This window comes from bacterium (assembly GCA_041649255.1).
Taxonomy (GTDB): Bacteria; Hydrothermota; UBA3073; order JACQXS01; family JAQTXJ01; genus JAQTXJ01.
In genome coordinates this window covers 19,837-45,986 of record JBAZNK010000003.1, presented here as the reverse complement: position 1 = coordinate 45,986, position 26,150 = coordinate 19,837, and the positions used below count along the sequence as shown (strand labels likewise).

Annotated in this window: 21 protein-coding genes; 14 read left to right on the top strand and 7 right to left on the bottom strand. The window is 37.9% G+C overall.

The window, feature by feature from the left end:
* Positions 1-159: 159 nt before the first annotated feature.
* The 7 genes from WC614_03125 (at position 160) to WC614_03095 (ending at position 6,666) form a co-directional block, all read left to right on the top strand.
* Positions 160-678, top strand: a complete 519-nt coding sequence (locus tag WC614_03125; protein MFA5031991.1) for a 4Fe-4S binding protein — start codon at positions 160-162, stop codon at positions 676-678.
* Between the two features lie 17 nt (positions 679-695).
* A complete protein-coding gene (locus WC614_03120; protein MFA5031990.1) occupies positions 696-1,805 on the top strand; it encodes a putative sugar nucleotidyl transferase in 1,110 nt (369 codons plus the stop codon).
* A 64-nt stretch (positions 1,806-1,869) separates the two neighbouring features.
* On the top strand, positions 1,870-3,159 hold the full coding sequence (locus tag WC614_03115) for a UDP-glucose/GDP-mannose dehydrogenase family protein (protein MFA5031989.1): 1,290 nt from the start codon (positions 1,870-1,872) through the stop codon (positions 3,157-3,159).
* A 2-nt stretch (positions 3,160-3,161) separates the two neighbouring features.
* Complete coding sequence (locus tag WC614_03110; protein MFA5031988.1) at positions 3,162-4,502, top strand: capsule assembly Wzi family protein; 1,341 nt, start codon at positions 3,162-3,164, stop codon at positions 4,500-4,502.
* A gap of 158 nt (positions 4,503-4,660) precedes the next feature.
* The gene (locus WC614_03105; protein ID MFA5031987.1) at positions 4,661-5,059 is read left to right on the top strand and encodes a secondary thiamine-phosphate synthase enzyme YjbQ; all 399 of its coding nucleotides are present in this window, start codon (positions 4,661-4,663) and stop codon (positions 5,057-5,059) included.
* A gap of 100 nt (positions 5,060-5,159) precedes the next feature.
* Entirely contained in the window at positions 5,160-5,282 is a 123-nt protein-coding gene (locus WC614_03100) for a hypothetical protein (protein ID MFA5031986.1), read from the top strand.
* Between the two features lie 97 nt (positions 5,283-5,379).
* The gene (locus tag WC614_03095) at positions 5,380-6,666 is read left to right on the top strand and encodes an MFS transporter (GenBank protein ID MFA5031985.1); all 1,287 of its coding nucleotides are present in this window, start codon (positions 5,380-5,382) and stop codon (positions 6,664-6,666) included.
* Between the two features lie 239 nt (positions 6,667-6,905).
* Here WC614_03095 and WC614_03090 read toward each other — a convergent pair whose 3' ends face one another.
* On the bottom strand, positions 6,906-8,171 hold the full coding sequence (locus WC614_03090; GenBank protein ID MFA5031984.1) for an ABC transporter permease: 1,266 nt from the start codon (positions 8,169-8,171) through the stop codon (positions 6,906-6,908).
* Entirely contained in the window at positions 8,168-8,875 is a 708-nt protein-coding gene (locus tag WC614_03085; protein MFA5031983.1) for an ABC transporter ATP-binding protein, read from the bottom strand. The genes WC614_03090 and WC614_03085 overlap by 4 nt, the downstream gene beginning before the upstream one ends.
* 177 nt (positions 8,876-9,052) lie before the next feature.
* Between WC614_03085 and WC614_03080 the strand changes: the two genes are divergently transcribed.
* A complete protein-coding gene (locus tag WC614_03080; GenBank protein ID MFA5031982.1) occupies positions 9,053-10,114 on the top strand; it encodes a FlgD immunoglobulin-like domain containing protein in 1,062 nt (353 codons plus the stop codon).
* A 57-nt stretch (positions 10,115-10,171) separates the two neighbouring features.
* On the opposite strand, the gene WC614_03075 is transcribed toward WC614_03080, so the two are convergent.
* A complete protein-coding gene (locus WC614_03075) occupies positions 10,172-12,025 on the bottom strand; it encodes a FlgD immunoglobulin-like domain containing protein (GenBank protein MFA5031981.1) in 1,854 nt (617 codons plus the stop codon).
* Between the two features lie 180 nt (positions 12,026-12,205).
* Between WC614_03075 and WC614_03070 the strand changes: the two genes are divergently transcribed.
* Positions 12,206-14,917: a kelch repeat-containing protein gene (locus WC614_03070; GenBank protein ID MFA5031980.1), complete on the top strand. Its 2,712-nt coding sequence runs from the start codon at positions 12,206-12,208 to the stop codon at positions 14,915-14,917.
* A 174-nt stretch (positions 14,918-15,091) separates the two neighbouring features.
* Here WC614_03070 and WC614_03065 read toward each other — a convergent pair whose 3' ends face one another.
* The 4 genes from WC614_03065 to WC614_03050 all read right to left on the bottom strand — a co-directional run bounded on the left by WC614_03065 (position 15,092) and on the right by WC614_03050 (position 19,338).
* Positions 15,092-15,871, bottom strand: coding sequence for an ABC transporter ATP-binding protein (locus WC614_03065; protein ID MFA5031979.1), 780 nt, complete (start codon positions 15,869-15,871; stop codon positions 15,092-15,094).
* A 1-nt stretch (position 15,872) separates the two neighbouring features.
* Complete coding sequence (locus tag WC614_03060) at positions 15,873-16,907, bottom strand: iron ABC transporter permease (GenBank protein MFA5031978.1); 1,035 nt, start codon at positions 16,905-16,907, stop codon at positions 15,873-15,875.
* Positions 16,908-16,964: 57 nt separating this feature from the next.
* Entirely contained in the window at positions 16,965-18,062 is a 1,098-nt protein-coding gene (locus WC614_03055) for an ABC transporter substrate-binding protein (GenBank protein MFA5031977.1), read from the bottom strand.
* Between the two features lie 229 nt (positions 18,063-18,291).
* Complete coding sequence (locus WC614_03050; GenBank protein MFA5031976.1) at positions 18,292-19,338, bottom strand: T9SS type A sorting domain-containing protein; 1,047 nt, start codon at positions 19,336-19,338, stop codon at positions 18,292-18,294.
* A 216-nt stretch (positions 19,339-19,554) separates the two neighbouring features.
* Here WC614_03050 and glyA point away from each other — a divergent pair, with 216 nt between their 5' ends.
* From glyA to WC614_03025, 5 genes are all read left to right on the top strand, one after another.
* Positions 19,555-20,814 (top strand): serine hydroxymethyltransferase, encoded by a 1,260-nt coding sequence (gene glyA / locus WC614_03045; GenBank protein MFA5031975.1) that lies wholly within the window; start codon positions 19,555-19,557, stop codon positions 20,812-20,814.
* Positions 20,815-20,876: 62 nt separating this feature from the next.
* Positions 20,877-21,593, top strand: coding sequence for a hypothetical protein (locus WC614_03040; GenBank protein MFA5031974.1), 717 nt, complete (start codon positions 20,877-20,879; stop codon positions 21,591-21,593).
* Positions 21,583-23,604: a hypothetical protein gene (locus WC614_03035; GenBank protein ID MFA5031973.1), complete on the top strand. Its 2,022-nt coding sequence runs from the start codon at positions 21,583-21,585 to the stop codon at positions 23,602-23,604. The genes WC614_03040 and WC614_03035 overlap by 11 nt, the downstream gene beginning before the upstream one ends.
* Positions 23,604-24,053 carry a cytidine/deoxycytidylate deaminase family protein gene (locus tag WC614_03030; protein MFA5031972.1) on the top strand — a complete coding sequence of 150 codons (450 nt, stop codon included), beginning with the start codon at positions 23,604-23,606 and terminating at the stop codon, positions 24,051-24,053. Before WC614_03035 ends, WC614_03030 begins: the two co-directional genes overlap by 1 nt.
* A gap of 63 nt (positions 24,054-24,116) precedes the next feature.
* Entirely contained in the window at positions 24,117-26,150 is a 2,034-nt protein-coding gene (locus WC614_03025) for a hypothetical protein (protein MFA5031971.1), read from the top strand.

Sequence of the window (26,150 nt, the reverse complement as noted above, 5' to 3'; positions counted from 1 at the left end):
ATATAAATTTTAAATATTTAATATTTGATTTTTAATTTTTTTAGAAGCCCTTTGGCGATAGCCATTAGGGATTCTTATCCCGCAAAGCGGGAGATTTTTTAGATTTGATTTTTGATTTTAAGTGGGGAGGCAGGACGCCTTTACCCTGCTTGATATAATATGATTATGGAACATCCCGCCCCGATGATGAAAGTTACCGGCATAGCGACAGAAAAAGAATTGAATTCCATCTTGCCCTCAGAATCAAGAATTGAAAAAGGTCCATTCGTAATTTTAGAATGTTTCGAGCAAATTCCCTGTAATCCTTGTATGGATGCTTGTCCAAAAGGCGCAATAAAAATAGACGGAAATATAAATAATCTACCAAAAGTAGATTTTGATAAATGCAATGGGTGCGGAATATGCGTATCCTCCTGCCCGGGACTTGCTATATTTGTAGTTCAAAAAAATTATTCCGAAACCTCCGGTACCGTAATGATACCTTATGAGTTTACTCCTGTTCCACAGGTTGGCGAAATTGTTGACGGCTTATCCCGGGATGGACATAAAATTTGTGATGCAAAAGTACTTCGTGTTCTATATACAAAAAAACAAGACCGCACCGCAGTTATAACTATTGAAGTTCCAAAAGATTTAATAATGAACGTTAGAAATATTAAAACAATAGGAAGTAGGTAGACAGAAAATATAAAATTATGAATATTTGTATATACGAAACTCCGAAGTGGCAAAACTTTTTGCCGCTTGTATGGCTTAAACCATCTTTTGACCTGAGATGCGGTATGTTCATATTTAAGGAAAGAATACAAAAAATTTACAAACAAGCTTCTATACTTACTCTTGAAAAAGATAACTCAACTTCACCGCAAGCAGAACTTTTTATAAACGGCAATACAATTCTACACAAACCACTTCCTGATAAAGAAGCAATATTTGTAGTAAAGAACAGAGTGGCAGGATTCCGAACTAAAAAAATAGAAATTACCAATCAAAACTTGCCGGACATTATTGACAATCTTAAGAACAAAATAGAAACAATAGAAATAGACGCACAGGTTGTAGAACATCCATGGGAATTAATTTCACTAAATAAAGAAACGCTTATAAAAGATTATGAATTACTCGGAAAGTCACAACCATACACAGTTGAAAAAAGCGGAATAGTTGAGCAGGGAGCATATTTAAACACTGATAACGGTCCCATTTATGTAAGTGCAGGCGCACGAATAAGAGCAACTTCTCTTGTAGATGGACCCTGTTACATAGGAGAAAATAGTTTAATAGACGGAGCAAAAATAAGACCGGCAGTTACGATCGGTAATACCTGCAAAATAGGAGGCGAGGTAGAAGAAAGCGTCTTCTCCGATTTCTCAAATAAGCATCACGAAGGTTTTGTTGGACATTCTTATATAAGCGAATGGGTAAATCTCGGTGCGCTTACTACCACTTCGGACTTAAAAAATACTTACGGCACAATAAAAATAAACACATTTAATTCAACTGTCGATACCGGAACATTAAAACTTGGCTCTTTCATAGGCGACCATACCAAAACCGGAATCGGCACTTTATTAACTACGGGATGCGTAATTGGATGTTTTGCCAATATTTATAGCGGTGGGTTATTTCCTAAATACGTACCGTCTTTTAGTTGGGGAACAAAGGACAAACTCGACGAATATGAACTCGATAAAGCAATAGGGGTATCAAAAAAAGTTATGTTAAGAAGAGGGGTTTCCTTAACTCCGGAATACGAATTAAAAATAAAAAACGCATTTGAACAAACAAAAAAAGAAAGACAATAAAAGTGGTAGCCGCAACCTTTAGGTTGCGCAAACCTAAAAACAAAGAAAATAAAAAGGGGGAAAAGTGAAATTAGCAATCATAGGAACGGGACACGTAGGACTGGTAAGCGCAGTATGTTTTGCAGAAATAGGATATGAAGTAACCGGCATTGATTCCGACTCGAAAAAAATAGAAGGACTAAAAAAAGGCATAATCCCGATATATGAAGAAGGACTTAAAGAATTACTCGATAAAAATAAAAACAAAATTAAATTTACAACATCTATTGCCGAAGGTATACAGGAAGCCGACATTATATTTATATGCGTAGGAACGCCTCCAAAAACATCCGGCGATGCGGACTTATCCATAATCGAAGAAGTCGTTACCCAGATAGCAAGTTCTATGAAAAGTTATAAAATCATAGTAGAAAAAAGCACCGTCCCGGTTCAGACAGGTATGCGCGTAAAACAATTAATGGAAATGAAACTTAAGGGCAAAGTAGAGTTTGACATCGCATCAAATCCTGAATTTCTAAGAGAAGGAATGGCGATTTATGATTCACTGCACCCGGATAGAATCGTAATTGGCGTGGAAAGCGAACGGGCAAAAAATCTTTTTATTGAACTGTATAAACCAATAAACGCGCCGTTAGTTATAACCAACATTGAGTCGGCAGAGCTGATAAAACACGCATCCAATTCTTTCCTTGCAATGAAAATTTCATTCATAAATGCAGTTTCTACCGTTTGCGAACTTTCAGGCGCAGATATTAGAAAAGTAGCTGAAGGTATCGGTCTGGATAAGAGAATCGGAAAGGACTTCTTAAATGCAGGTATCGGATTCGGAGGATTTTGCTTTCCGAAAGACTTAAAAGCTTTCAGAAGAATTGCATCAAAATTAGGATACGAATTCGGACTGCTTGAAGAAGTAGAAAAAATAAACGAAGGAATGAAAATCGGGTTTGTAGATAAAATTGAAAATGCTCTCTGGAACTTAAAAGACAAAACCATAGGAATATTAGGATTAGCATTTAAACCGGGGACTGAAGATATGAGATACGCTCCTTCTATTGATATAATAAATGCCCTACAGGAAAGCGGCGCAAAAATAAGAGCCTATGACCCGGAAGCAATGGAAGAAGCAAAAGAAATTCTGAAAGATATTACTTATTGCAAAGACGCTTACGATGTTGCAAAAGATTCCGATTGTCTATGTATCGTTACGGAATGGGATGAGTTCAAAAATATGGATTTGAAAAAAATAAAAGATTTACTTCGTTCACCGATTATAATAGACGGGAGAAATATATTTGAGAAAGACAAAATAGAAAAATTGGGGTTCAAATATAAAGGAATCGGAATAAAACAGTAAATATGACAGTTCTGATACTCTGGCTTTTTTCAACACTCTGGCATGAAGACTGGACGAACGCAGGTATTGATGAGTTATTAATCCGAACGAAAGAAAAGCCTACCGTTTTTACCGGCACCGTTCCACTTGGCAGGGCTGAGTTATCTCATTTTCTTAACAATGTAAGCTCCGCAACTACTCCCGAATTATGGCTTAAAGAAAAATTAGAAAGAGAACTGGATAATTACGAAAGGTTTGAATATTCCGCCGGAATAATATCGGATTCTTCCACAAGAGAAGCCACATTAATAGGAAAAGGCGTCCACACTTCATTTTTGACGGTTTTTGTAGAACCTATGGCAAAGTTTAATGCCAGCAATGAATATCCGACAAACCTATGGCAAGATTTTGTAGGCTGTGAATACTTGAAAGGATATATTAAACTTTCAGGGTTCGGGACTTCTATAACCCTTGGACGCGAACCCATAAAATGGGGACCTTCTCCAAGAAACAATTTAATTCTGTCTGGGAACGCACCTCCTTTTGATATGGTTAAATTAAATTACTCTAATTCTAAGTTTAAGTTTTCGTTTTTAGGAACGCTTCTTGATTCATTATTAGGGTGTAACAGATATCTTACGGGACACAGATTAGAGTATAAAATTAATAATCCTCTTTATATCGGGATTTCTGAGATAGCTTTATTCGGAGGTAAAAACAAACTTCCGGATTTATACTATTTCAATCCTGTTTTTATTTATTATCCATATCAATGGAATCGTCCTTCGGAAGTTAACATATTATGGAGTATGGATTTTAAATTACTACTAAACCAAATAGGAATTTACGGCGAGTTTTTAATAGACGATACTCCATATTCAGAGACAGAGGTTGGCGACCGTCCTAAAATCGGAATAAATACCGGAGTACAGTGGGCTGTAGGCAAAAATTATTTTCTTGCAGAATATACCAACGTAACGAGATGGACTTATGACCATCTACATCCATGGCAACAATATACATATCTCGGTTATGGGATAGGACATCCTTCCGGACCCGATTTTGACGAAACGTTTTTGGGAATCAATCACCATTTTTCCAAAAGTGTAGATTTTCTTTTGGATTATACTCTATTCCGCAAGGGGGAAGGAACAATAAATGAACCTTACCCGGTTCTACCAAATCATTTCCCATCTGATTACTGGTTAACGGGAACTCTCAAATATGCAAATAAAATAGAACTCGGAATGCAAATCCATAAAACTTTTACTGTGTCCTGTAAAGCAGGTTATATTATATCTGAAGGCAACAATACTCCCGTATTTTCTGTCTTTTTACACAATATTTCAAAAGCTGTTCTATGACATTTTCCGCCACTTGTCCGCCCTCTTTTTGGAGGAAAGGTGGATTGAAAATTTGTTTTGTTGTTTTGTAGGAGTGAATGGACATTCGCCCTCATAATGATAGAAAATATTATTAATAAGAAAAGTTCTTTTTTTGGGCGATAGTCCGAGTATATAAAATGAGCGAATTCACGATAAAAACATCCTCTCATCAGGAACTTATAGACATAACTCACGAGGTAAAAAATATTGTCCGGGAGTCGGGAATAAAGGACGGCTTTTGTATTATATTTATTCCACACGCAACAGCAGGAGTAATTCTAAATGAAAATGCCGACCCTAATATTAAAATTGATTTCTTAAATGCTCTAAATAAAGCCATCCCGGAGAGCGCAAATTACTTACACGACAACATAGACGGCAATGCCGCCGCTCATATAAAATCTTCAATTGTAGGGCCATCCATAACTATTCCCATAAAAAACAATCAATTATTACTTGGCACATGGCAGGATATTATGTTTTGTGAATTTGATGGCCCACGCTCATCAAGAAAGGTAACCGTCCACATATATTGAAAAAATCCTGTATCATATTTTTATAACCTTTATTGTTTTAATCTTAAAATGTTACAAATAACGCAATGGATAGGAATGGGGCAGTTGCCCCATTCAACAAATGAAACAAATTAAACAAAGAACAAAAATTGTAGGCACGAATTTCACGTTTTGGCGGGATCCCGCCTTGGCGGTGACAATTCGTGCAAATATATCCGTAATGGTAGGAATGGTAACAATTTAAAAAAGCGAAATCGCAAAGGACAGCAGCCATTGTAGGCACGAATTTAATTCGTGCAAATATATCCGGGTAGGAAGGGGGCAACTGCCCCATTCAATAAATGGAAACAATTAAAAAAGAAAAAAACATAAAATTCATTTTCCGCGCATTCCAATACAGGAATTACCGCCTCTTTTTCGGAGGGCAGGGGATATCACTTATCGGAACGTGGATGCAACAGATTTCTTTAAGCTGGCTTGTATACCGTCTTACTAATTCGGCATTTTTGCTCGGTGTAGTCGGTTTCTCATCAAACATTCCAATTCTTCTAATAGAGCCATTTGCCGGGGTATTGGCAGACCGCTGGAATCGCAGGAAAATCTTAATCGTTACCCAGATTCTATCAATGTTACAGGCGTTGACTCTTGCGACTCTTGTTCTAACGGGAACAATTCAGGTATGGCATATAATACTTCTGGGGCTTTTTCTTGGTTCTATCAATGCTTTTGACATTCCCGCGAGACAATCTTTTATAGTAGAAATTGTAGACAAGAAAGAAGACTTGGGAAATGCCATTGCCCTAAATTCCACAATGTTCAACAGCGCCCGTCTTATCGGTCCGTCGGTAGCGGGTATACTAATTGCCATTGCAGGTGAAGGAGTATGTTTTCTCATTAATGCCGTAAGTTATCTTGCTGTCATTTTTGCTCTATTAGCTATGAGACTCAATCTCCCAAAAATAAAAACCAAAAAGAGTTTTATCTTCCACGAAATAAAAGAAGGTTTCTCTTACGTTGCAGATTCTCTGCCTATCAAATCAATCATACTGTTACTCGGTTTGGTTAGTTTTACGGGAATGTCTTATCCTATTCTTATGCCTATTTTTGCAAAAAAGATTCTTCATGGCGGGCCTCATACGCTTGGTTTCCTTATGGGAGCCATAGGAACAGGCGCTTTAATCGGCGCTTTTTATCTTGCATCAAGAAAAAACGTGGCCGGGCTTGGCAGGATTATTCCGGTAGCTACGGGAATATTCAGCATAGGACTTATTTCAATGTCTTTCTCCGGAGTGTTATGGTTATCTTTAATTCTGATGTCCATAACGGGTTTCGGGATGATAGTTCAGATGGCATCCTGTAATACGGTTATACAAACTATCGTAGATGACAACAAAAGAGGCAGGGTTATGAGTTTTTACATAATGGCGTTTATGGGAACGGCTCCTTTTGGAAGTCTTCTTGCAGGAACGTTGGCAAGCAAAATCGGCGCGCCTCATACCTTAACAATAAACGGAGTTTTTTGTTTAATCGGTTCTCTGTTGTTTGCGAGTAAAATTCCCGCCCTAAAAAAACTCCATCCCGAAATATATTCTCTTCCTTTTAGCAAGTATGCTAACGGGAAAAAATAAATTGCAACCACAAGATTCCCAGCAGAGCAGGATAAGTTGGACTAATGCTCCTACGTCGCAAAATCCAACTAACCAAACGATTTCCACAAGAAAAAACAGGGAATTTTCTATCTTCTATTTTTAAAATTCTTTTCTATCTCTTAAAGTAAGCTGTTAAAAAAATTAATTTGTTTTTTGTTAATCTTTTTGTTATCTGCGGGAATCTGCCTCCAAATTCTCTGTTCTGTTTTTGTTATTTTTCAATGCCCCTTCTTCCACTTCACTGAAAATTTTGCGGTCAATACTTTGTCCGTATTAAACAACCTTACCGCAATCCACATCGCTATTACTACAAAAACAATCATATACGCTATGCCAAACAATACCGTGCGATAATCGTGAAAAATAAGAGACTTCGAGGCTATCATCGGATGAGAAAATGGTATGGCATATACAATAATCCTAAGACTTATTGGAAGCGTTTCTATATCCTTGAACATTAATAGAAGAACAGGAACCAAAGCTACAAGCATAATAGGATAAGACATTGTCTGGGCGCTTTTGGTGTCCTGGGTAAACACGCCCAGAATTATACACACCGATAACGCCGCCATAATTGCCAGGAACAATGAAACGCCCAACAACACATAACCGAAAGGGGTAATGAGCAAGCCTAATTCTTTTAAGGTAGCTGCCATTTCAGGGGAAGTCGTAAGAGGAGACATATAATATTTAAATCCAAACATATACATAACGGTCATTAAAAACCCTACAACGGCAGAGCCAACCATTTTCCCGGCAATAATATATTCTCTTTTAACGGGCAAAGTCAAAAGAGTTTCAAGCGTCTTGTTCTCTTTTTCCGTCCCCATTGAAGTCATTACGAGCATTCCCGTATACATAATGACCACCATTATTATTAATGGGATTGTCGTAGATTGGGACATTACCAGAGGAAAAAGCATACCGGCGTTCCCCGGGATAATCTTTTCTTTTAGTATAACAAAGTCTTTTGTATGTATAGGGTTTAATATGTCTTCAGGTTTTTTATCGGGCATTTCTTTCTGGATAAAACTCGTTGATATGCTGTTGTTAAAAGTTCCAATTATTGATTTAACAAGCTCGCTTGAGATTGCTCCCTGCATACTTAACCCTTTCATTATTGAATACATCTCTACTTCTACTTTTTCCATCTTTTTTACTCTGGCGGAAAACCCTTCAGGTATTACAAGAAGTATGTTTGAGTTTTTTTTCTTAGCTTCCTTTATAGCGGATTGAACATCTTTTGCTTCTATGGAAGTTATTTCAACGCCTTGTTTATTGCCCATACTTAAAATATTCTGCAAATACGGATTGGAGTCTAAATTCAGGATACTTATTTTTATTTCCTTTGCCTCTTTTTCCGAGCTTTTCATTATTTTACCCATAAATACAAAAAATACCATCATAAATGCCAGAGTCACAACTAACTCTTTAGTTACTAATTCCGTAACTTCTTTTTTTACTATGTTATAAAAATGTTTCATACTATGGCTTTCAAAAATACTTCCTCAATATTGTTTACGTTATGTTTAGTTTTTAATTCCTGCGGAGTTCCGGTTTCTACTATCATACCGTTATTTATTAATGCAATTCTATCGCATAGAAATTCTACTTCTAACATATTATGGGAAGACAACAAAATAGTCGTTCCCGATTTAACAAAATCTTTTATTATTTCTCTTATGCCTTTGGAATTTATGACATCCAGCCCGGACGTTGGCTCATCCAGAATGGCTAATTTCGGACTCATCATTAAAGCCCTTGCCACGAGGAGTTTGCGGGTCATTCCCTTGCTGTAAGTGCTGACCTTGTCTTTTATTCTATCACCTAATTGCGCTATTTCGAAACCTTTTTTTATCATTGTATTATCGGAATAGAACCCTGCTATGAATTCCAGATACCCTTTTCCTGATAGGTTTTTATACGCCCCTGCTTCCTCCGGCAAATAGCTTATCATTTTTCTAATTTCGGATGCCTCTTTAGAAACGTCATAGCCAAAGATTTTTACACTCCCTGAAGTTACCTGCAAAAGAGTGGAAATGATTCTCAGGGAAGTTGTTTTGCCCGCTCCGTTAGGCCCAATTAACCCGAATATTTCTCCTGTCGGGACATCAAAAGAAATTCCCTTAACCGCTTCTACCTTCCCATAACTTTTTATTAAACTATTAACTTCTATTGCCCGTTCCATATATTTCAAATGTTATAATAGATTAAAATATTATCAAGTAAAAAATTAAGATATTTCAACTTTATAAACATTTCCCTTCGCAAGCTTTTGTTTGCCTAAAAAACCTTGACAATAAGTCCTATATGATGTACCCTATCCTTATATCACTTTTGGTTGTAACATATAAAAGGAGGCAGTATGAAAAAAGTAGCTTTTGTTTTAGGTTTAGTAGCTCCGATGTTAGTATTCGCCCAGATACAAATAAGTTCATCGGAAATTCCCAGCGCCGTAGGAACAAAATGGTGTATGGATTACAATAGTTCCGTTACCGTTGATGTCGGAACAGCAGGTGCATCGAAGATATGGGATTTTACTTCTCAAGCAGTAGGAAACGATAGTGGCTTAAATACTATAACAGCTAAAAACAATGCTCCATTTAAGGATTCTCTGTCTGCCGCTAATTATATTCTGATTACAAAAAACTATCAAGCCGGAGATTCCAACTGCACATATTCCAGATTAGTTCAGGATTCTTTTAATTTAATGGGGGAAACTATTGACACTCTGGGAAGCGGTTTGCAATTAATTCGTCTTGTTCCTCCTATATACACGAAACTACCGATTGTATACGGGAATCAATGGACGGCAAATTCTAGTGGGCAATTCAAAGTGATTATGGGCGGTTTCCCCGTAACGATAGCTGTTAATATGAAAACTCATTGCCTCATAGATGGGTATGGTCAGGTTAAAATTCCTTATGGAAATTTTGACTGTTTAAGGCTTCTCGAATATGACACTCTTATTTTTTCAGCTATGGGTATGATGGATACTATGGCGACAATCGCATATAAATTCTGGGCAGAAAATTATGGTATTGTAACAACGATAACAAGCGCAGATGGAGAAACAAATCCTAATTTTACTACAGGTAACCTGCAACGAATGATGAATTCCAACATCGGTATAGAAGAGAAAACTATACCCGAGCAGAGAGTAGTTGGTATTTATCCTAACCCATTTTATAATAACGTAAGTATAAAATACTCTCTTTCAAACTCCGGCAACGTAAACCTGAAAATCTATGATATAACCGGAAATCTTGTACGCACATTAGTTGATAATTCACAATCAGCAGGCAATTATAATATGTTATGGGATGGCAAAAATACCAACGGAACAAAAGTTCCCGCCGGGATTTATTTCTATGAATTAAAGACTCCCACGGATAAAGCAATGAACAAAATAATTCTTCTGAAGTAAACAATTTGATTAAAAAAAGAAACCCCTTGCTCGCTTGAGTAAGGGGTTTCTTTTTTTCTACTTCACAAGATGAAGTTTTTTAGTTGTCGTATTGCCGTCCGTTTTTAACCTGCAAAAATAAACACCCGAAGAAACTCGTTCCCCGGATTCGGATTTACCGTCCCACCTTACACCATAATTACCGGCTGCTTTATTTTCGCTTACAAGAGTCTTTACCTTTTCCCCGCCAACATTATAAATAGTAATATCTACATTGCCGTTACCGGGAAGCATATACTCTATTTCCGTTGTTTCCATAAATGGATTTGGATTGCTTAAAATGTTTATCTGCCCGATTTTTTGGGTATTTTTATCTTCCTTTACCCCGATTAACTTATCGTACTCACTATACACTACTATGCTTTTTGCAGGCAACGTATCTACAAACGAATGATTCGCCGTACTAACATATATAGTCCTTCCTGAAATTATAGGACACAACGTATCCTGCATATTTATATACTTTTTGTAGAACGTTTTATTCTCCGATACAGGGACATTCGAAACATTAAAACTTACTATTCTTGGCACTGAATTGTCATTTACCACCCATATAGCGTCGGCATTTCTTCCTAAGTTTGAACACCAGAATCTTATATCCACCGCATCCAGGTATCCTCCCGATGACGACACATACGTCCCCATTACATACCGGTCATTTTTCATCCTCGGAATAGATGCACTCATAAGTTCGGTAGGATAAAAATTCTGAACCATCGGCCTTTCACCTTGCCCGAGAGTCCCGGAAAAACCGTCCGCGTCACCACCGTTATACCACCACTTTGCGATAGCATATGCCCCCTGTTTCGCTTCTGCTATTATTTTTTTTGCGCAGTCAAATGAGTTGTTTATCTTGCCTTGCGTAGTAGTATGGTCTCCGGCGTCATCTCCAATTTCCCCCATTACTATGGGTTCAAGTTTGCTGTCATAATTATTGTTATATATCTGGTTCCTTACTTTGTTACAAGGTCCGCCTGCGCCATAAACCGTTCCATAAGAGTGAAAACTGACCGCCTGTATATAATCATCACATCTATGTCCGGCTTCCCACGCGGAAAGTGTTGTTCCTATATCGTCCATCGCATCCGTAAGAGCGTACGAAACATCATTTCCTACCAGCAATAAGCTGTCTTTTATTCCCATATAATCAAGATACCAGTTCATCTTGTTATACAAAACATAAAATCCCGTCGGGTAACTGTAATCGGGAGAGCCGCTATTATCCATATCTCTCGGGGCATATGCCCATAAACCGTTTGGTTCGTTCCAGAGTCCAAGATATTTTATACACCTGTAATGTTTTGTATTCCACATATAATCTACTATCCTGTATATTGAATATGCAAACTTATCCGCATCATAAGGCTGGTCGGTTTCGGGACCTGAACTTGTCCACCCGTTATTATAATTCCATTTACTTAACGAGTTTGTAGGGTCAAGATAACAACACCTTGCAAGCCAGAAATAGTGATTCGGCCAGGGAGTATAGTTATCGTACTTCCCGCCTGTCCACCAGTTATGAAACATAACCGTTACGTTATTTTCTTCACAATAATCAAGAAATTTATATATGGAATTCATTACATCGCTTGTCGGCGTAAAGGCGTTAGAATCAGGATACCAGAATTCCATATGCCCTATTATTCTTGCAAATTGCATATTTGATTCATCCAAAAGTGTCTTGATACTATCCCAGTTTCCCCATTGAAAAGTCCCTGCATTTATATTCCAGCCGATACCTGCAAGCGCAGACCAGCAGGAATTCAAGTCTATGCCTATAGTATCCGCAGCCATTACTGATTTTTCCGTATTTACATTACACGGTTTCTCTAAACCCGTAAACGTTAGAAAAAAAGATAATATTAGATACATATTTTCCTCCTATACTTTGATATTATATTATTAAAATGGGAATGGGAAAAGTCAAATAAAAAAGAAACCACGGTAGATGAACTACAAAATTTCATAGATTTTTTTAAAAAAATTGACATATGTTATTCATATACGTAGATTATATATAATAATACTTTACTATAATTACTAGGAGGGGAAATGCGTATAAATAAATATGTGTTAGTTGCTTTTTTATTATCTGTAACTGCAGTCTACGGAGGCAGATGGAGCTACACAAATGACCTGATTGTTGGAAACTCAGGGTTCGAGTGTGCCGGATTTCCGGATGGAAGAGTAATGATGATGGGCGGATTAAACGAAAGCGGTTATTACCAAACCTTCAGTCCTGCAACAGGAAAATGGATACGGACGGTTCTCCCTGTAAGTTCCAGTCATGACCTGGCTATTTTGCTTTACAACGGCAAAATGTTGTATTTATCCGGACCGAATTTCTGGTTTTTCCAGCCGGACAGCAATAATTGGCGCAGCGCAGGCGTAAGTCTCCCAAGCTGGTCAAGTTGGAATTGCTATACAATGCTAAAAGATGGACGGGTGCTTATCCTTTATAATGGCCAGAACTGCCAACTCTATAATTATAGCTCTAATACGGTGAGCGCTACCGGCGCAACCAGTGTAAAACATACGACCGGAGTAGAGGTTCTGTTGCCAAACGGAAAGGTTCTTATGTCCGGCGGCGATGCCATAGGCATTAAAACGTGCGAACTATATGACCCGACATTGGGATTATGGAGTCTCACGGATCCTATGAAATTTAACAGGACAACACATGTGGGCGTTCTTCTTCCTCCCCCATGGGATAAAGTATTAATGACCGGGAAACGCGAGCCGAGCGAACTATACGATCTGATGTCAGAGACATGGAGCTCGACGGATACTATGGAAGAACCGGATGCAACTATAGAAGCGTTGGCATTATTACCCAACGGAAAAGCTTTGGTAGCAGGAGGATCCGACTTGAAAACCTGCCGACTCTTTGATCCGGCGACAGAACAATGGACTACAGTAGACCCTATGAACATCGCAAGAGACCATTTCTCGCTATCAATATTGTATACGGGAAAAATATTGGCAATGGGAAGTCAAACATCAGGCTACCCACCACAATGCGAAATATATGACCCATCTAATGGATTTTGGCAAACAAAATTTGAGGCGCTCGGCACGGCTCGTCAATATGCCACAACTACAATATTACCTATAAAACATACGGCTAACTGTTCGACAAATGTGCTTATAACCGGAGGCGAAAATACAAGCAGTACTGCACTCAATTCTTGTGAATTGTATAATTATAAAACGGAAATAATAGCAGCAACAGGCTCTCTCAATACTGCCAGAACTCATCACACTGCCGTTTTACTTGCATCAACAACGGGAGAAGTCCTTACCGCAGGAGGCAAAAATACGGTTGCTTTAAATTCCTGTGAAATATTTGACCAGACAACACAAGTATGGAATACAACAGGCGCAATGACAGATGCAAGATTTGACCACAGCGCAACGTTACTTGCAGACGGGAGAGTTTTGGTAACAGGAGGAGAAGGAACAAGCGCTTACCTGAATACCTGTGAAATATTTAACAGCGGGACATGGAGCTCAACAACGGCAATGACAACGGCAAGAGCAAGACACAACGCAATAATATTGTTAAATGGAAATATACTGGTAATTGGCGGAGAAACATCCGCAGGGGTAGTAACGAACACCTGCGAAATCTGGAATGGAACAGATTGGACAACAATCCCGGCAGCATCTATGACTACAGGAAGAAGTTTACATACGGCAACGCTTCTACAATCAGGCAAAGTATTGGTAGTCGGGGGAAGAGGAGCAGGCGGCTCCGCATTAAACAGTTGTGAAATATATGACCCGGATTTAAACACCTGGACTGCGGAAACCAACCTTAATACCGCAAGATACGGACATAACACGATTCTTCTTTATTCGGGTATTGTATTAGTTACCGGTGGAACGGACGGGACGAATTATTTTGCATCATCCGAATTATGGGACCCGGCAGCAGAGTTGGACAGGGCAACCGGGAAACACGGTTGGAAAGTTTCTGCCAATCTTGGAACGGGAAGAGCATATCACTCGTCAATTCTTGTACCTTATCTTAAACCTTACGTTTACACAATAGGCGGCTCTACGGGAGGCTCGGTGCTAAGTTCTGTTGAGCAATATGATATAGGACTTGGTTATCAGAGTATATGGCAATCAACAATAACAAACTACAAATCGGTTACACAAATATCGCCTACTATGAATATGTCGGGAACACTATTACGCGGAGTATCCGAAGCAGACGGTGGAAATTACTGTCACGTAGCTTCTAATGACCATCCTATTATATCGCTCGTGCGCGCAGGAGGAGGAAACTGGCAGGGGAACGGCGGAGGGGAAATAATGCTTATGCCGCACAGCGTATCATGGGACAGTGCACATACAAACGTCGTAGGATTACCAACGGTATCGGGATATTACAGGTTATGGTCAATAGTAAACGGGATTCCATGTAAGTGGGATTGGAACTGCAGCGCGGGAAAAGAAGAAACTCAAAACTCAAACCTCAAAACTCAAAGATTAGAAATATACCCTAATCCTGCTACTACAAGTGTTAATTTTAAGTTGTCGGTGAATAATGGAGAACTGGACATTAGCCTGCGAATATATGATTTAAGCGGAAGACTAATTAAGAATTTGGCAATTTCTTCCAACCGGAAAAATTCAGTCACTACATCTTGGAACGGAATAGATAATACCGGCAAAAGAGTAAAAAGCGGCATTTACTTTTACTCTATCAAATGTAAAGATTCAGAGTATAGAGGAAAATTTACAATCTTGAAATAGCAAAAAAGAATTTTTGGACGCAGATAAACAGGATTAAAGATAAAAGAAAAACAGAAAGAAAAACAGATATAACTGAGATTGACGGATACGGGTTAACTCAGAAAAAAAAGCAAATAGAATATCAGGGAATCAGAAAATCCGGTCTGCCCAAAAAAATGGCAGGCGAGATTGTACTTAGTTAGTTGGAACTACAAAAACATAAGGCTTTGAAGAAATAGGATTTTCTTTAACCAATACTTTTGTATTATAAACTTCCTCTATAATCTGCCCCGTTAATACTTCTTCAGGCAAACCTGTTTTATAAAGACAACCCTTATTTAGAAGAACTAATTTATTACAGTACTCGCTTGCCAGATTTAAATCGTGCAAAACCATTATCACGGTGAGCCTATTTCTTTGATTTAACATTCTTATTAAATTCAAAATTTTCACCTGATGATTTATATCCAGGTGAGCAGTCGGCTCATCCAATATAAGCAATTTGGGCTCTTGAGTTAAAGCCTGCGCAATGCATATAAGCTGTTTTTCGCCCTCGCTTAACTCGTTCATAAACTTATTTCTAAAAATAACTGTCTCCGTTAATTCCATTGATTCCGTGATTATTTGTTCGTCTTTTTTTGTTTCCCAGAATTGAAATTTTTGACGATAAGGTATCCTGCCTAATAACACAAAATCCTCTACCGTCATATTAAACGCATATTCCTGCCCGTGCGAAACTACCGCTATTTTCTTTGCCAATTCATTAATTTTTATATGATGTATATCTTTATTTTCAAAAAGTATTTCTCCTTTCCACGAGGGAAGGATTTTGGTTATGACTTTAATTAAAGTTGTTTTCCCCGAGCCATTAGGACCGATTATCCCGCAAATTTCTCCCTCACTTATTGTTACGCTAATATCTTTTATTACGGGAATAGAATCATATCCTGAAACAAGATTTTTTATTTCAAGCATATTATTTACCACCTAATGAAATACGTTTTTTACTAAGAAAATAGATAAATATTATACCGCCGATAATTCCCGTAATAACTCCTACGGGTAATTCTAACGGAGAAATAATCGTCCTTGCAAGAGCATCACACAATATAAGAAACGTTCCTCCGACAACTGCAGACGCAATGATTAATATCCGGTGGTCTCCTCCGACAAACATACGGACAAAATGCGGAATAACCAACCCGACGAACCCAATTATTCCCGTTACCGAAACGCTGAATCCCGTAAGCAGTGAAGCTAAAACAAAAAGTATCTTTTTCGTTTTTTCCACGTTTACGCCAAGATGCACTGCGGATTCTTCTCCCAAAGCAAGAGCATTAAGGTCTATTGCAAAAAAAGATGCGATTACAATTCCCATAACGGATATTAACAATACCGATTTTATAAGAATCCAGTTGGGTTCTTCAAGAGACCCCATTATCCAGAAAATAATTTCCTGGAGATTCTCTACTCGCGAAACAGCCATAATAAGCATAATAAGGGAAGACGTAATAAAACTTATCATTACCCCGGTCAAAAGAAGTTCCTGGATTTTCATTACTCCTTTTTTTATGCTGAGAAAATATACAAATAAAATAACGATAAGAGCTCCTGCAAATCCCACAAAAGGTAAAGACAAAACTCCCATTATTTTATACATTCCCAGAACAATATTCAGACATATTCCCAGCGCAGCCCCCCCTGAAATACCAAGTGTATAAGGCTCAACGAGTGGGTTACGAAACAGTCCCTGCAAGATAACACCTGCAACCGATAATGCGCTGCCAACTGCAAATCCCAAAATAATTCGCGGTAGTCGTATGTCAAAAACAATGCTATGCTCTATGGAACTTTTATCTCCTAAAACCAACGGCACAATCTTGTCAAATGATATACCGGTTGAACCAATACAGAGGGATAACAGACTAACTACTAAAAGGATTATTATTAAAACTATTACAAGTATGCTCCAGCGAAATAGCTTGCTCTTCATATTATCTGATTGTAACATCCCGCCTTCTGTTTGGCAGGATGATTATCTATCGGGAATAGAAAATCTCTCCCGCATCTACCTAACTACTTTTTCCTTTATCCCCTTTCTTTGGGTACGGTTAAGTCTATCTGTGCTAAAGAAGACCTGAACTTTTTTATCGGTCCCGTCTTTTTTAAAAGACACTTCCGCAGAATAGCCCTTAATTCCTGCAGGATCCATCTGTCCCCATTTCCATCTTTCATCGGAAAACGTTGCTTTATAATGTTCCGGCAAAAACGGACGTGGACCATAAATTCTTTCACACTCTTGATTTGCCAAGTCTGCTGCTAATTTACAAACAGTTTCTTCATTCAGGATTTCCGTTCGCTGTGGGCGAGCCTCAGGATGAAAAATATCAACTAACTCTTCCAGCGCTTCAACAAAAACTACGGGTGTCGGACTGCAATACCTATATGAATCAAGCACATAAATTTTATTATTTTTCACTGCATTTATGGTTTTGTATTTTTGCCATACCTCTTTTTCCTCTTCCCCGACGACTCCCATAGTTATAATAATAATTATATCCGGGTTTTGTTTTAGAACTTTCTCCCTGCTATAGAGGCCATTTTTTGTGCCCAAACCAATGTTAATTCCACCTCCAAGTTCTATAAGATTATGTATGAAAGAATGCTTGGGAGCCGTAAACAAGGGGTTCGCTCCTACTTCAATAAAAACTTTAGGTTTGGACAAGTTTTCAACTTTTTTACAAATAGAATCTATTTTTTCTGCTGTCTGATTGATAGTCTCCATTGATTCAAATTCTTTGCCTACAATATTTCCTAATTTCAAGAAATCCTCGCATATTTGTTGAAAGTTTTCCGGAGAAGAGAAGTTAATTACATTTATTCCCATATCTTTAAGTTTTTGCAATTGTTTAGGATTATTCAATGGGATAGCTAAAACTACATCCGGCTTAAGGGATACGATTTTTTCTATATTTATTTCCATTATTGTTCCTATTTTTTCTTTTTTTTGTGCATCCTGCGGAATTTTGCAATATATGGTATTTCCAACGAGTTTATCGTTTGCCTCAAGAAGATAAATTTCTTCCGTAATAACCGGACCTAACGATATTATTCTTTGGGGACATAGGTTTACAACAAATAAAAGAGCAACAAATATTAAATTCATTAGTAAAGAGGATTATGTTAAAAAAAGGGCAACTGTCAAGTTTTTGTAAATCAGAAACAGGAAATAATTTGCTACAAAAACACTAAAAAACGCCCCTGCCAAAGCGGGACTGGCGATAAAGAACCCTTCTCCAGTTTCCGATTTTATTTCATCAGAATTAACTTCTTCGTTTAGCTGGACTTGTCCCGCTTTGGCGGGATTAGTCCAGCTTATCCAGCTCCGCTGGGCTCTACTTCATTAATATCAACTTCTTCGTCTCTTTGTAATCCTTGGTTCCACCTTTGGCACTAAACTTCGCAAAGTATATACCTGCAGGATAGTCTTTTGAATTAAAATTTGTACTGTAACTTCCGCGCTGTTTTTCTTCGTTAATAAGAGTTTTGACTATCTTGCCTGAAATGTCATAAATATTTAATGAAACCCTGCTGTCTGCCGGTATCTGATATTTTATAACCGTTGACAAGAGAAAAGGATTTTGGGAAATAGATAATGCCAATCCTTGAAGTTTCAAATTACTTTCTTCTATTCCGGTAAAAGAAGTCAAACGGGATAAACTATAAACACTATCCGTAGAATCAACACGTAAAACCACTTCTGCAACACTCCCGTAATTCTCTGTAACAAAAGAATAAGTATTTGTTACTAAGGTATCATAATAAGAGAGAGACTCTAAACATAAAAATACAGTATCGAGTGTACTTATTCGCAGGCAGTTAAATTCACCGTAAGGAATTTTTATTTTCCCATAAGCATCTATCGTACTGTGCCCATAATAATCATATCTTAAGTTATAATCCGTATACTTATATGTATAGTGGTCTACCCAGCTATTATTATACGTCATCGGCAGTGGTTTATAACTAACAGGATGAAGAACAATGAAATACGAAGCACTATCTAGGAAAACGCCCCCGCCAAGAGTTAACATAGAATCCTTTGTCAGTCTTTCATATTGATAAGAAGTATCTGCAGAAGAGTCTGCGTATTTAATTTTTTGATATGTTATATTAGACGTAGAAAACGAATCGTTGAATGGCGTGCTATTAGCTTTTACTATACTATTCCGGGCATTATTATTGCCCATTGGTTGTGTTGTAAAATCCCATACCTGTGGTCCACCGGTTGTTCCCAAATTAAGCGTAACAGAATCAATACCATTTATTATCGTGGTAGTTCCTATTGCCTGAACAATGTCTGAAGAATCTACTACTATCTGAGCAAATACTGCTGAACTTATGCCTACTACCAAACTTGCAATTACTATAACTTTTTTCATTTCCCCCCTCCTGTCAATTATCTATCAACCTTTTTTTACCAAATTCTATATTTTTGTCAAAATAACAAAAACACTGAATTGCATAGAGAATTAACAACTAATTTCAACTTTTCCATCTACAAGCATGTTATGTTAACATTTGATGCTTTTGTCAATAGAAAAAACTTCTTTTTTATTTCTTGACAATTTCGCACCCTATTTTAGTTTAAAGGGATAATGGAAGAAAACATGGAGTTAAAAAATTATGACCTTGAGATTGCGGATGCAATCCAGGGAGAAACCGGTCGTGAAGAAAATACTCTTAATTTAATTGCTTCGGAAAATTACCCGTCTAAGGCGGTTTTAGCTGCGCAAGGTTCTTTGCTTCAGAACAAATATGCAGAAGGCTACCCGCACAGAAGATATTATGGTGGATGTGAATTTGTCGACAAAGTAGAAGAAATTGCAGTAGATAGAGCAAAAAAATTATTTGGTGCAGAGCATGTAAACGTCCAACCATTATCAGGGGTTCCTGCCAATATGGCAACTTTCTTTTCTCTTGCCAATTTTGGCGATACGATAATGGGGCTTGCATTACCTCACGGTGGACATCTGTCACATGGGTATCCGGTTAGTTTTTCCGGGAAGTGGTTCAAAAGTGTTAATTATCAAGTAGAAAAAGATACGGAAACTTTAAACTATTCCAATATATTAAAACTCGCGGAAGCCGAAAAGCCTAAAATCATAATTTGCGGCGCCTCTGCTTATTCAAGAAAAATACAGTTTGATAAATTCCGCGAAATAGCAGATAAGGTAGGCGCATATCTCGTAACCGATATGGCTCACATTGCAGGAATTGTTGCCGCAGGTTTACACCAATCGCCTATTCCTTATGCAGACGTAGTTACCACTACAACTCACAAATCATTAAGAGGGCCACGTTCTGCGATGATAATGTGCAAATCCAAATGGGCAGAAAACATTGACAAATGGGTATTCCCGGGTATACATGGCGGGCCGCATATGCATACAATTGCCGCCAAAGCTGTTTGTTTTAAAGAAGCGCTAGGCACTGAATTCAAAAGTTACATTAATCAGGTTTTACTCAATGCGAAAACCTTTGAAAATGAATTTAAAAAATTAGGGTATAGGCTTGTAGCCGATGGAACTGATACACATCTTCTACTTGTAGATTTGAGAAGCAAAAAAATAACAGGCAGGGATGCTGAAGATTTGCTTACTAAAGCAAGCATAATTGTTAATCGCAATACCATACCTTATGACCCGGAAAAACCGCTTATTACCTCCGGGATAAGAATAGGTACTCCTGCCGCTACTACAAGAGGAATGAAAGAACCGGAAATTAAAAAAATATGTAACTGGATAGATAAGATATTAACCAATCCCGGAGATGAAAACACAATCAAAAAAGTAGGGACAGAAGTTAAAGAATTGTGCAAGAGTTTCCCGGTTTATAATAAATCGCTATTAAAATGACAAACCAATACACTCAGGATAAGAATCCCTACGGGCTATCGCCCAAGGGCTTCCTATAATTTATGAGTAATTTGATTTTACTGTTGTTGCTTAATAGGCTGAATATAGGATTCAACACATCCTACATAACAAATGTTCAGGATTTAGTAGGTGTCCCTATCACCGCAGTAGTTTTAAATCCTACAATAGAATATGAATATAAGAAAATTGGGATCTCAATAGATAATCTTTATATTTCCGCAAACTGTAATGTAGAGGGAAGTAATAATGAAGGGGATTCCATAGACGTGCGCATTGGATTAAATTGTGCTATTCCGACACTATATTATCGTTTTGACATTAATAAATTCCAAATTGCTCCCTGTATTGGTATGATACGAATAGATGCCGCCGGATTAGCTTATGGGCAATTGAGTTCATTTGCTTATTCAGATCAAATAGACGAGACAAGAACAGGTATTTATGGTGGGTTAAAAACAACCTTTATGCCAACTCCTAAAATAGGAGTAAAATTATTATTAAGCATTGCTTCTCTAAAAGAAGGAAGTTTTGAAGAAATAGGCGCCTCGTTAATATTCAAACCTTTTCTTAAAAATATAAACTCTATAGAAAATGATTCGGGGGAAAAACCCCAGGGACTTTTTTCTTCCATGCTTAAAAACGTATATTTTTCAACAAATATATCTCTCGCAAGAATTACTGTAAAAATAGATAATGAAACCCCTCCTTTACCTGTTAACATTGGTGTATTTTTAATAGGTATTGGATATGACTGGTAAGACAATGAAAATTAACGGCAACAAATTAATACTCTTTTTGTCTTTCATATTAATATTGTCAGGGTGCAAGTTAAATAACCCTTTCACACCTCCATTAGCAAAAGGACCAACATTAGATCAACCAGTAGACGGAGAAAAAATCCGTCCGGGAAATAAAATACAATTCCGCTGGAAATACGTTAAAAGACAAGAATCATATTGCCTACAAGTGAGCAAAACCAGTAATTTTAATTCGCCATTCATTGATACTACATCAATCGAATCAGGAAATTATTGCAACTGCTCCTTTTTATTTTTAGAAAAAGTAAAATATTACTGGCGCGTTAAAGTTAAGACAAAAACTTATCATAGATGGAGCGACTGGTCAGACATTGACAGCTTTATAATCTCCACGTATGGAAATAGACCACCAATTAAGCCCAATAATCCATTCCCCCCCGATTCAGCAACTGGTTTTTCAACCGATAGCCTTGCTCTAAACTGGGACAGTGGAGACCCGGACGGGGACACTGTTTTTTATACGGTATATTTTGATACAAACAGTTCGTTTACTTCACCGGATACCATAATTAAAGACTCAAGCTGCTTTACGACTGCAACAATTTCCTACCAACTGCCTTTTAATCTTGAACGGGCAACCACTTATTATTGGAAAGTATCGGCAAAAGATAATTTTGATACGGTATCCGTAGGAGACCTATGGTTCTTTACAACGGAAGATACCTCGGGAGGTAATCCTCCTGATATTCCCGGGAATCCAAATATAAGCACAGCGCCTTATTATGTAGATGAACCTTTAACAGCAACTGCAACGACTATCGACCCTGAAAACGATCCTATTTTATATATGTTTGATTACGGAGATGGCAGCGCAACTCACTGGACACAACCTGTCGCAAGCGGACAGGCAGTTGTAGACACACACATTTATAATGTTCCTTTTAACTGTTATGGATATTTTTATATCAAAGTTAAGGCAAAAGATATGGGGGGAAGACAATCCGATTGGTCCGACTCCATTCAAGTTCAGGTTAAAATAAGAGAAGGGGCAATGTTCGTATGTTTTCCGAATAATGCAGGACCAATTGTACATATTAGCTCTAAAGGGACTTTTCTTGATTCAGTCGGACACCAGCAATGTTCTGCTTTAGACCCTGCAACTATTACTATTGACCAGCGTTTCGGAAATTCTCCGGGTGGAGATGTTTGGGCAGCTTCTACAAATAACCAGCAAGTATTTAGATTTAATAATCACTTAAATAATGTTTTATTAAACAGAGTCTATAGTGTTCCTAAAGAATCTAACCCATCCACTCCCTGCGTAGATAAAGATGGTAATTGTTGGTTTGCATTTGCATGGTGGGGGAAAATAGTCAAACTTTCTCCCGTCGGGGACACATTAAAAACTATACTTGTTCCTTTGGGAACACACGTTTATGATGTAATACCTTCCATTGCTTATGATGAGGCTCGCGGTAGAATATGGGCAGTAGAATTTGCAATGGAAATATCGGGAGGGGCCCAACCGGGAAGATTATTCCTGTATGACACGAGTGGAACTTTAATTAAAGCATCTGCGACTTACGATTTTTGTGGTTCTTATTTAGACATTGATTCAAGCACAGGAGATTGTTGGGTAGCTAATGCAGGATTTAACAATGTAATAAGAGTCTCTGCTGATGGCAATACAATAGACAAGTTTGCAGGATTTAATCAACCGGCTTCATTGTCTGTTGACAATGTAAGAAGAAAAATATGGATTTCCGATACTTATAATCACCGTATAGTAATTATTAATTTTGGAGGCGGAACACAAGTCATAGACCAATATGCTTTAGGTAGCCCATCGGGCATAAAAGCCTATTCGCCGGACGGAAGTTGCTGGGTGACGGATCCGGACAGCTTTAAGGTAATGAAATTTAATTCTTCAGGAGACACTTTATTTACCCGTCGAGTATCTATATGGGGACAACCTGCCGGAGTTGCAGTAGATTATTTTGAACGCGAATAATGGAAAGACCAAGCTGGGATGAGTATTTTATGCGCATCGCGTTTCTCATTGCAGAAAGGTCAACATGCCTGAGAAGAAAGGTAGGCGCAGTAGTCGTTAAAGACAAAAGAATTTTATCCACAGGTTACAACGGCGCGCCTTCCGGGATACAACACTGCGATAAAACGGAATGCATAAGAGAAAAACTAAAAATCCCAACGGGAGAAAGACACGAACTTTGCAAAGGTCTTCACGGCGAACAAAATGCAATAATTCAAGCTGCTAAAATGGGCGTTGTCATAAACAAGGCTTCTATTTATATTACCAACTTCCCTTGTTTTATATGTAGTAAACAGATTATAAACGCAGGGATTAAAGAAGTTATTTATGCCAATCCTTACAATGACAAACTTTCTCAAAATATCCTCAAAGAAGCAAAAATAAAAATCAGAAAATTTAGCCTTGAATAAACTCTTCCCTGATTTTAACTAATAGAATTTATTTTATTAATATTGGTTAGAGTTTCTAAGATAATGAAAGATAAAATGTTCAAAAACGGAATAATACTATTTTTATTTTTTACAATAATAACGTTAGGGTGCAATAACCCTTTTACGCCTCCCTTAGCAAAGGGCCCAATAATACAAAGACCAATAGGAGACACATTACACCCGGGAAAAAAATTATCTTTCTTATGGAAATACGTTACCAAACAAGAACTATATTGTTTGCAGATAAGCAAATCCGTTAATTTTAGTTCTTTTTTAATTGACACTATGGTAACTAGTTCCGGAAGTTCCTACAACTGTCCTCTTATATTTTCAGATACGGCAAAATATTATTGGCGTGTTAAAGTGCAGACAAGAACTTATCATAGATGGAGTGACTGGTCAGATGTCGGATGGTTTTTAATTTCCCTGATGGGCAATAGGACACCTATCAAGCCCCATAATCCATTTCCCGACAGCTCAGCGATTGACGTTTCAACAAACGGTCTTGCGTTAACATGGGACGGCGGAGACCCGGATGGAGACACTGTTTTTTATACAGTATATTTTGATACAAGTAGTTCGTTTACTTCGCCGGATACCATAATTAAAGATTCCAGCTGCTTCACCTCTACAACAGTTTCTTATGAAATACCCTTTAATCTTGACATTGCCACTACTTATTACTGGAAAGTATCCGCTAGAGACAACTTTGACAAAATATCCACAGGAGACCTATGGTTTTTTACAACAGAAAATACTCCTGGGAATGCACCTGCTACCCCGGGAACGCCTAATATAAACGTATCTTTTGGCTATGTAGACGAGCCTGTTATAGCAACTGCAACGACTACCGACCCCGATAACGATTCTATTTTATATATGTTTGATTACGGAGACGGAAGTCCGACTCATTGGACTCCGCCTGTCGCAAGTGGACAGACAGTTATAGATACGCATATTTATAATATTCCTTTCCATTGTTATGGCTATTTTTACGTTAAAGTCAAAGCTAAAGATAAAGGCGGCAGAAGGTCTGACTGGTCTGATTCCGTTCAAATTCAGGTTAAAATAAGAGCAGGCTCGGTGTTTGTATGTTTCCAACCTGAAATTGGACCTATTGTTCACATCAGCGCTAAAGGAACTTTTCTTGATTCAATCGGCCGTCAGCAATGTTCTACTTTAGACCCTCTAACTCTTTGTGTTGACCAGCGTTCAGGGAACTCCCCCGGTGGAGACGTTTGGGTAGCTTCTACAAGGAGCAACAGGATATTCAGATTTACAAATCATTTAACTCCTTTATGGGAAGTTTTATATCACTCTCCGGTTTTTCCAAACGAATCTAATCCTTCTACGCCTTGCATAGATAAAGATGGTAATTGCTGGATTGCATTTGCATGGTGGCAAAAAATAGTAAAACTTTCTCCTAACGGAGACACGTTAAAAACAATATCTGTCCCTATTCCACCAAATCCGCCTCCGCCTACTCTTAGTAAGGAATACCATATTGTGTCAGCCATTGCTTTTGATGAATCCCGCGAGAAACTTTGGGCGCTGGAATTTTCACTAATATTTCCTGAAGGTGCTCAACCGGGAAGACTGTTTTTGTATGATACAGATGGAACTTTAATTAAAGCTTCTGCAACTTACGATTTTTGCGGCTCTTATTTAGACATTGATTCAACTACCGGAGATTGCTGGGTAGCTAATGCGGGATTCAACAATATAATAAGAGTCTCCGCTGATGGCAATACGATAGAGAAATTTGCAGGATTCAATGGTCCTGCTTCACTATCCATTGATAACACACGAAGAAAAGTCTGGGTTTCTGACGCTTATAATCACCGTATAGTAATTATTAATTTTGGAGGTGGAACACAGGTCATAGACGAATATAATTTAGGCAATCCATCAGGTATAAAAGTTTATTCGACAGATGGAAGTTGCTGGGCAGTAGATGCAGACAACTGCACAGTAATAAAATTTAATCCCTCGGGAGATACTTTATTTACCCGTTCGCTAAAACAATGGATAGGACAACCCACCGGAGTTGCAGTAGATTATTTCGAACGCGAATAA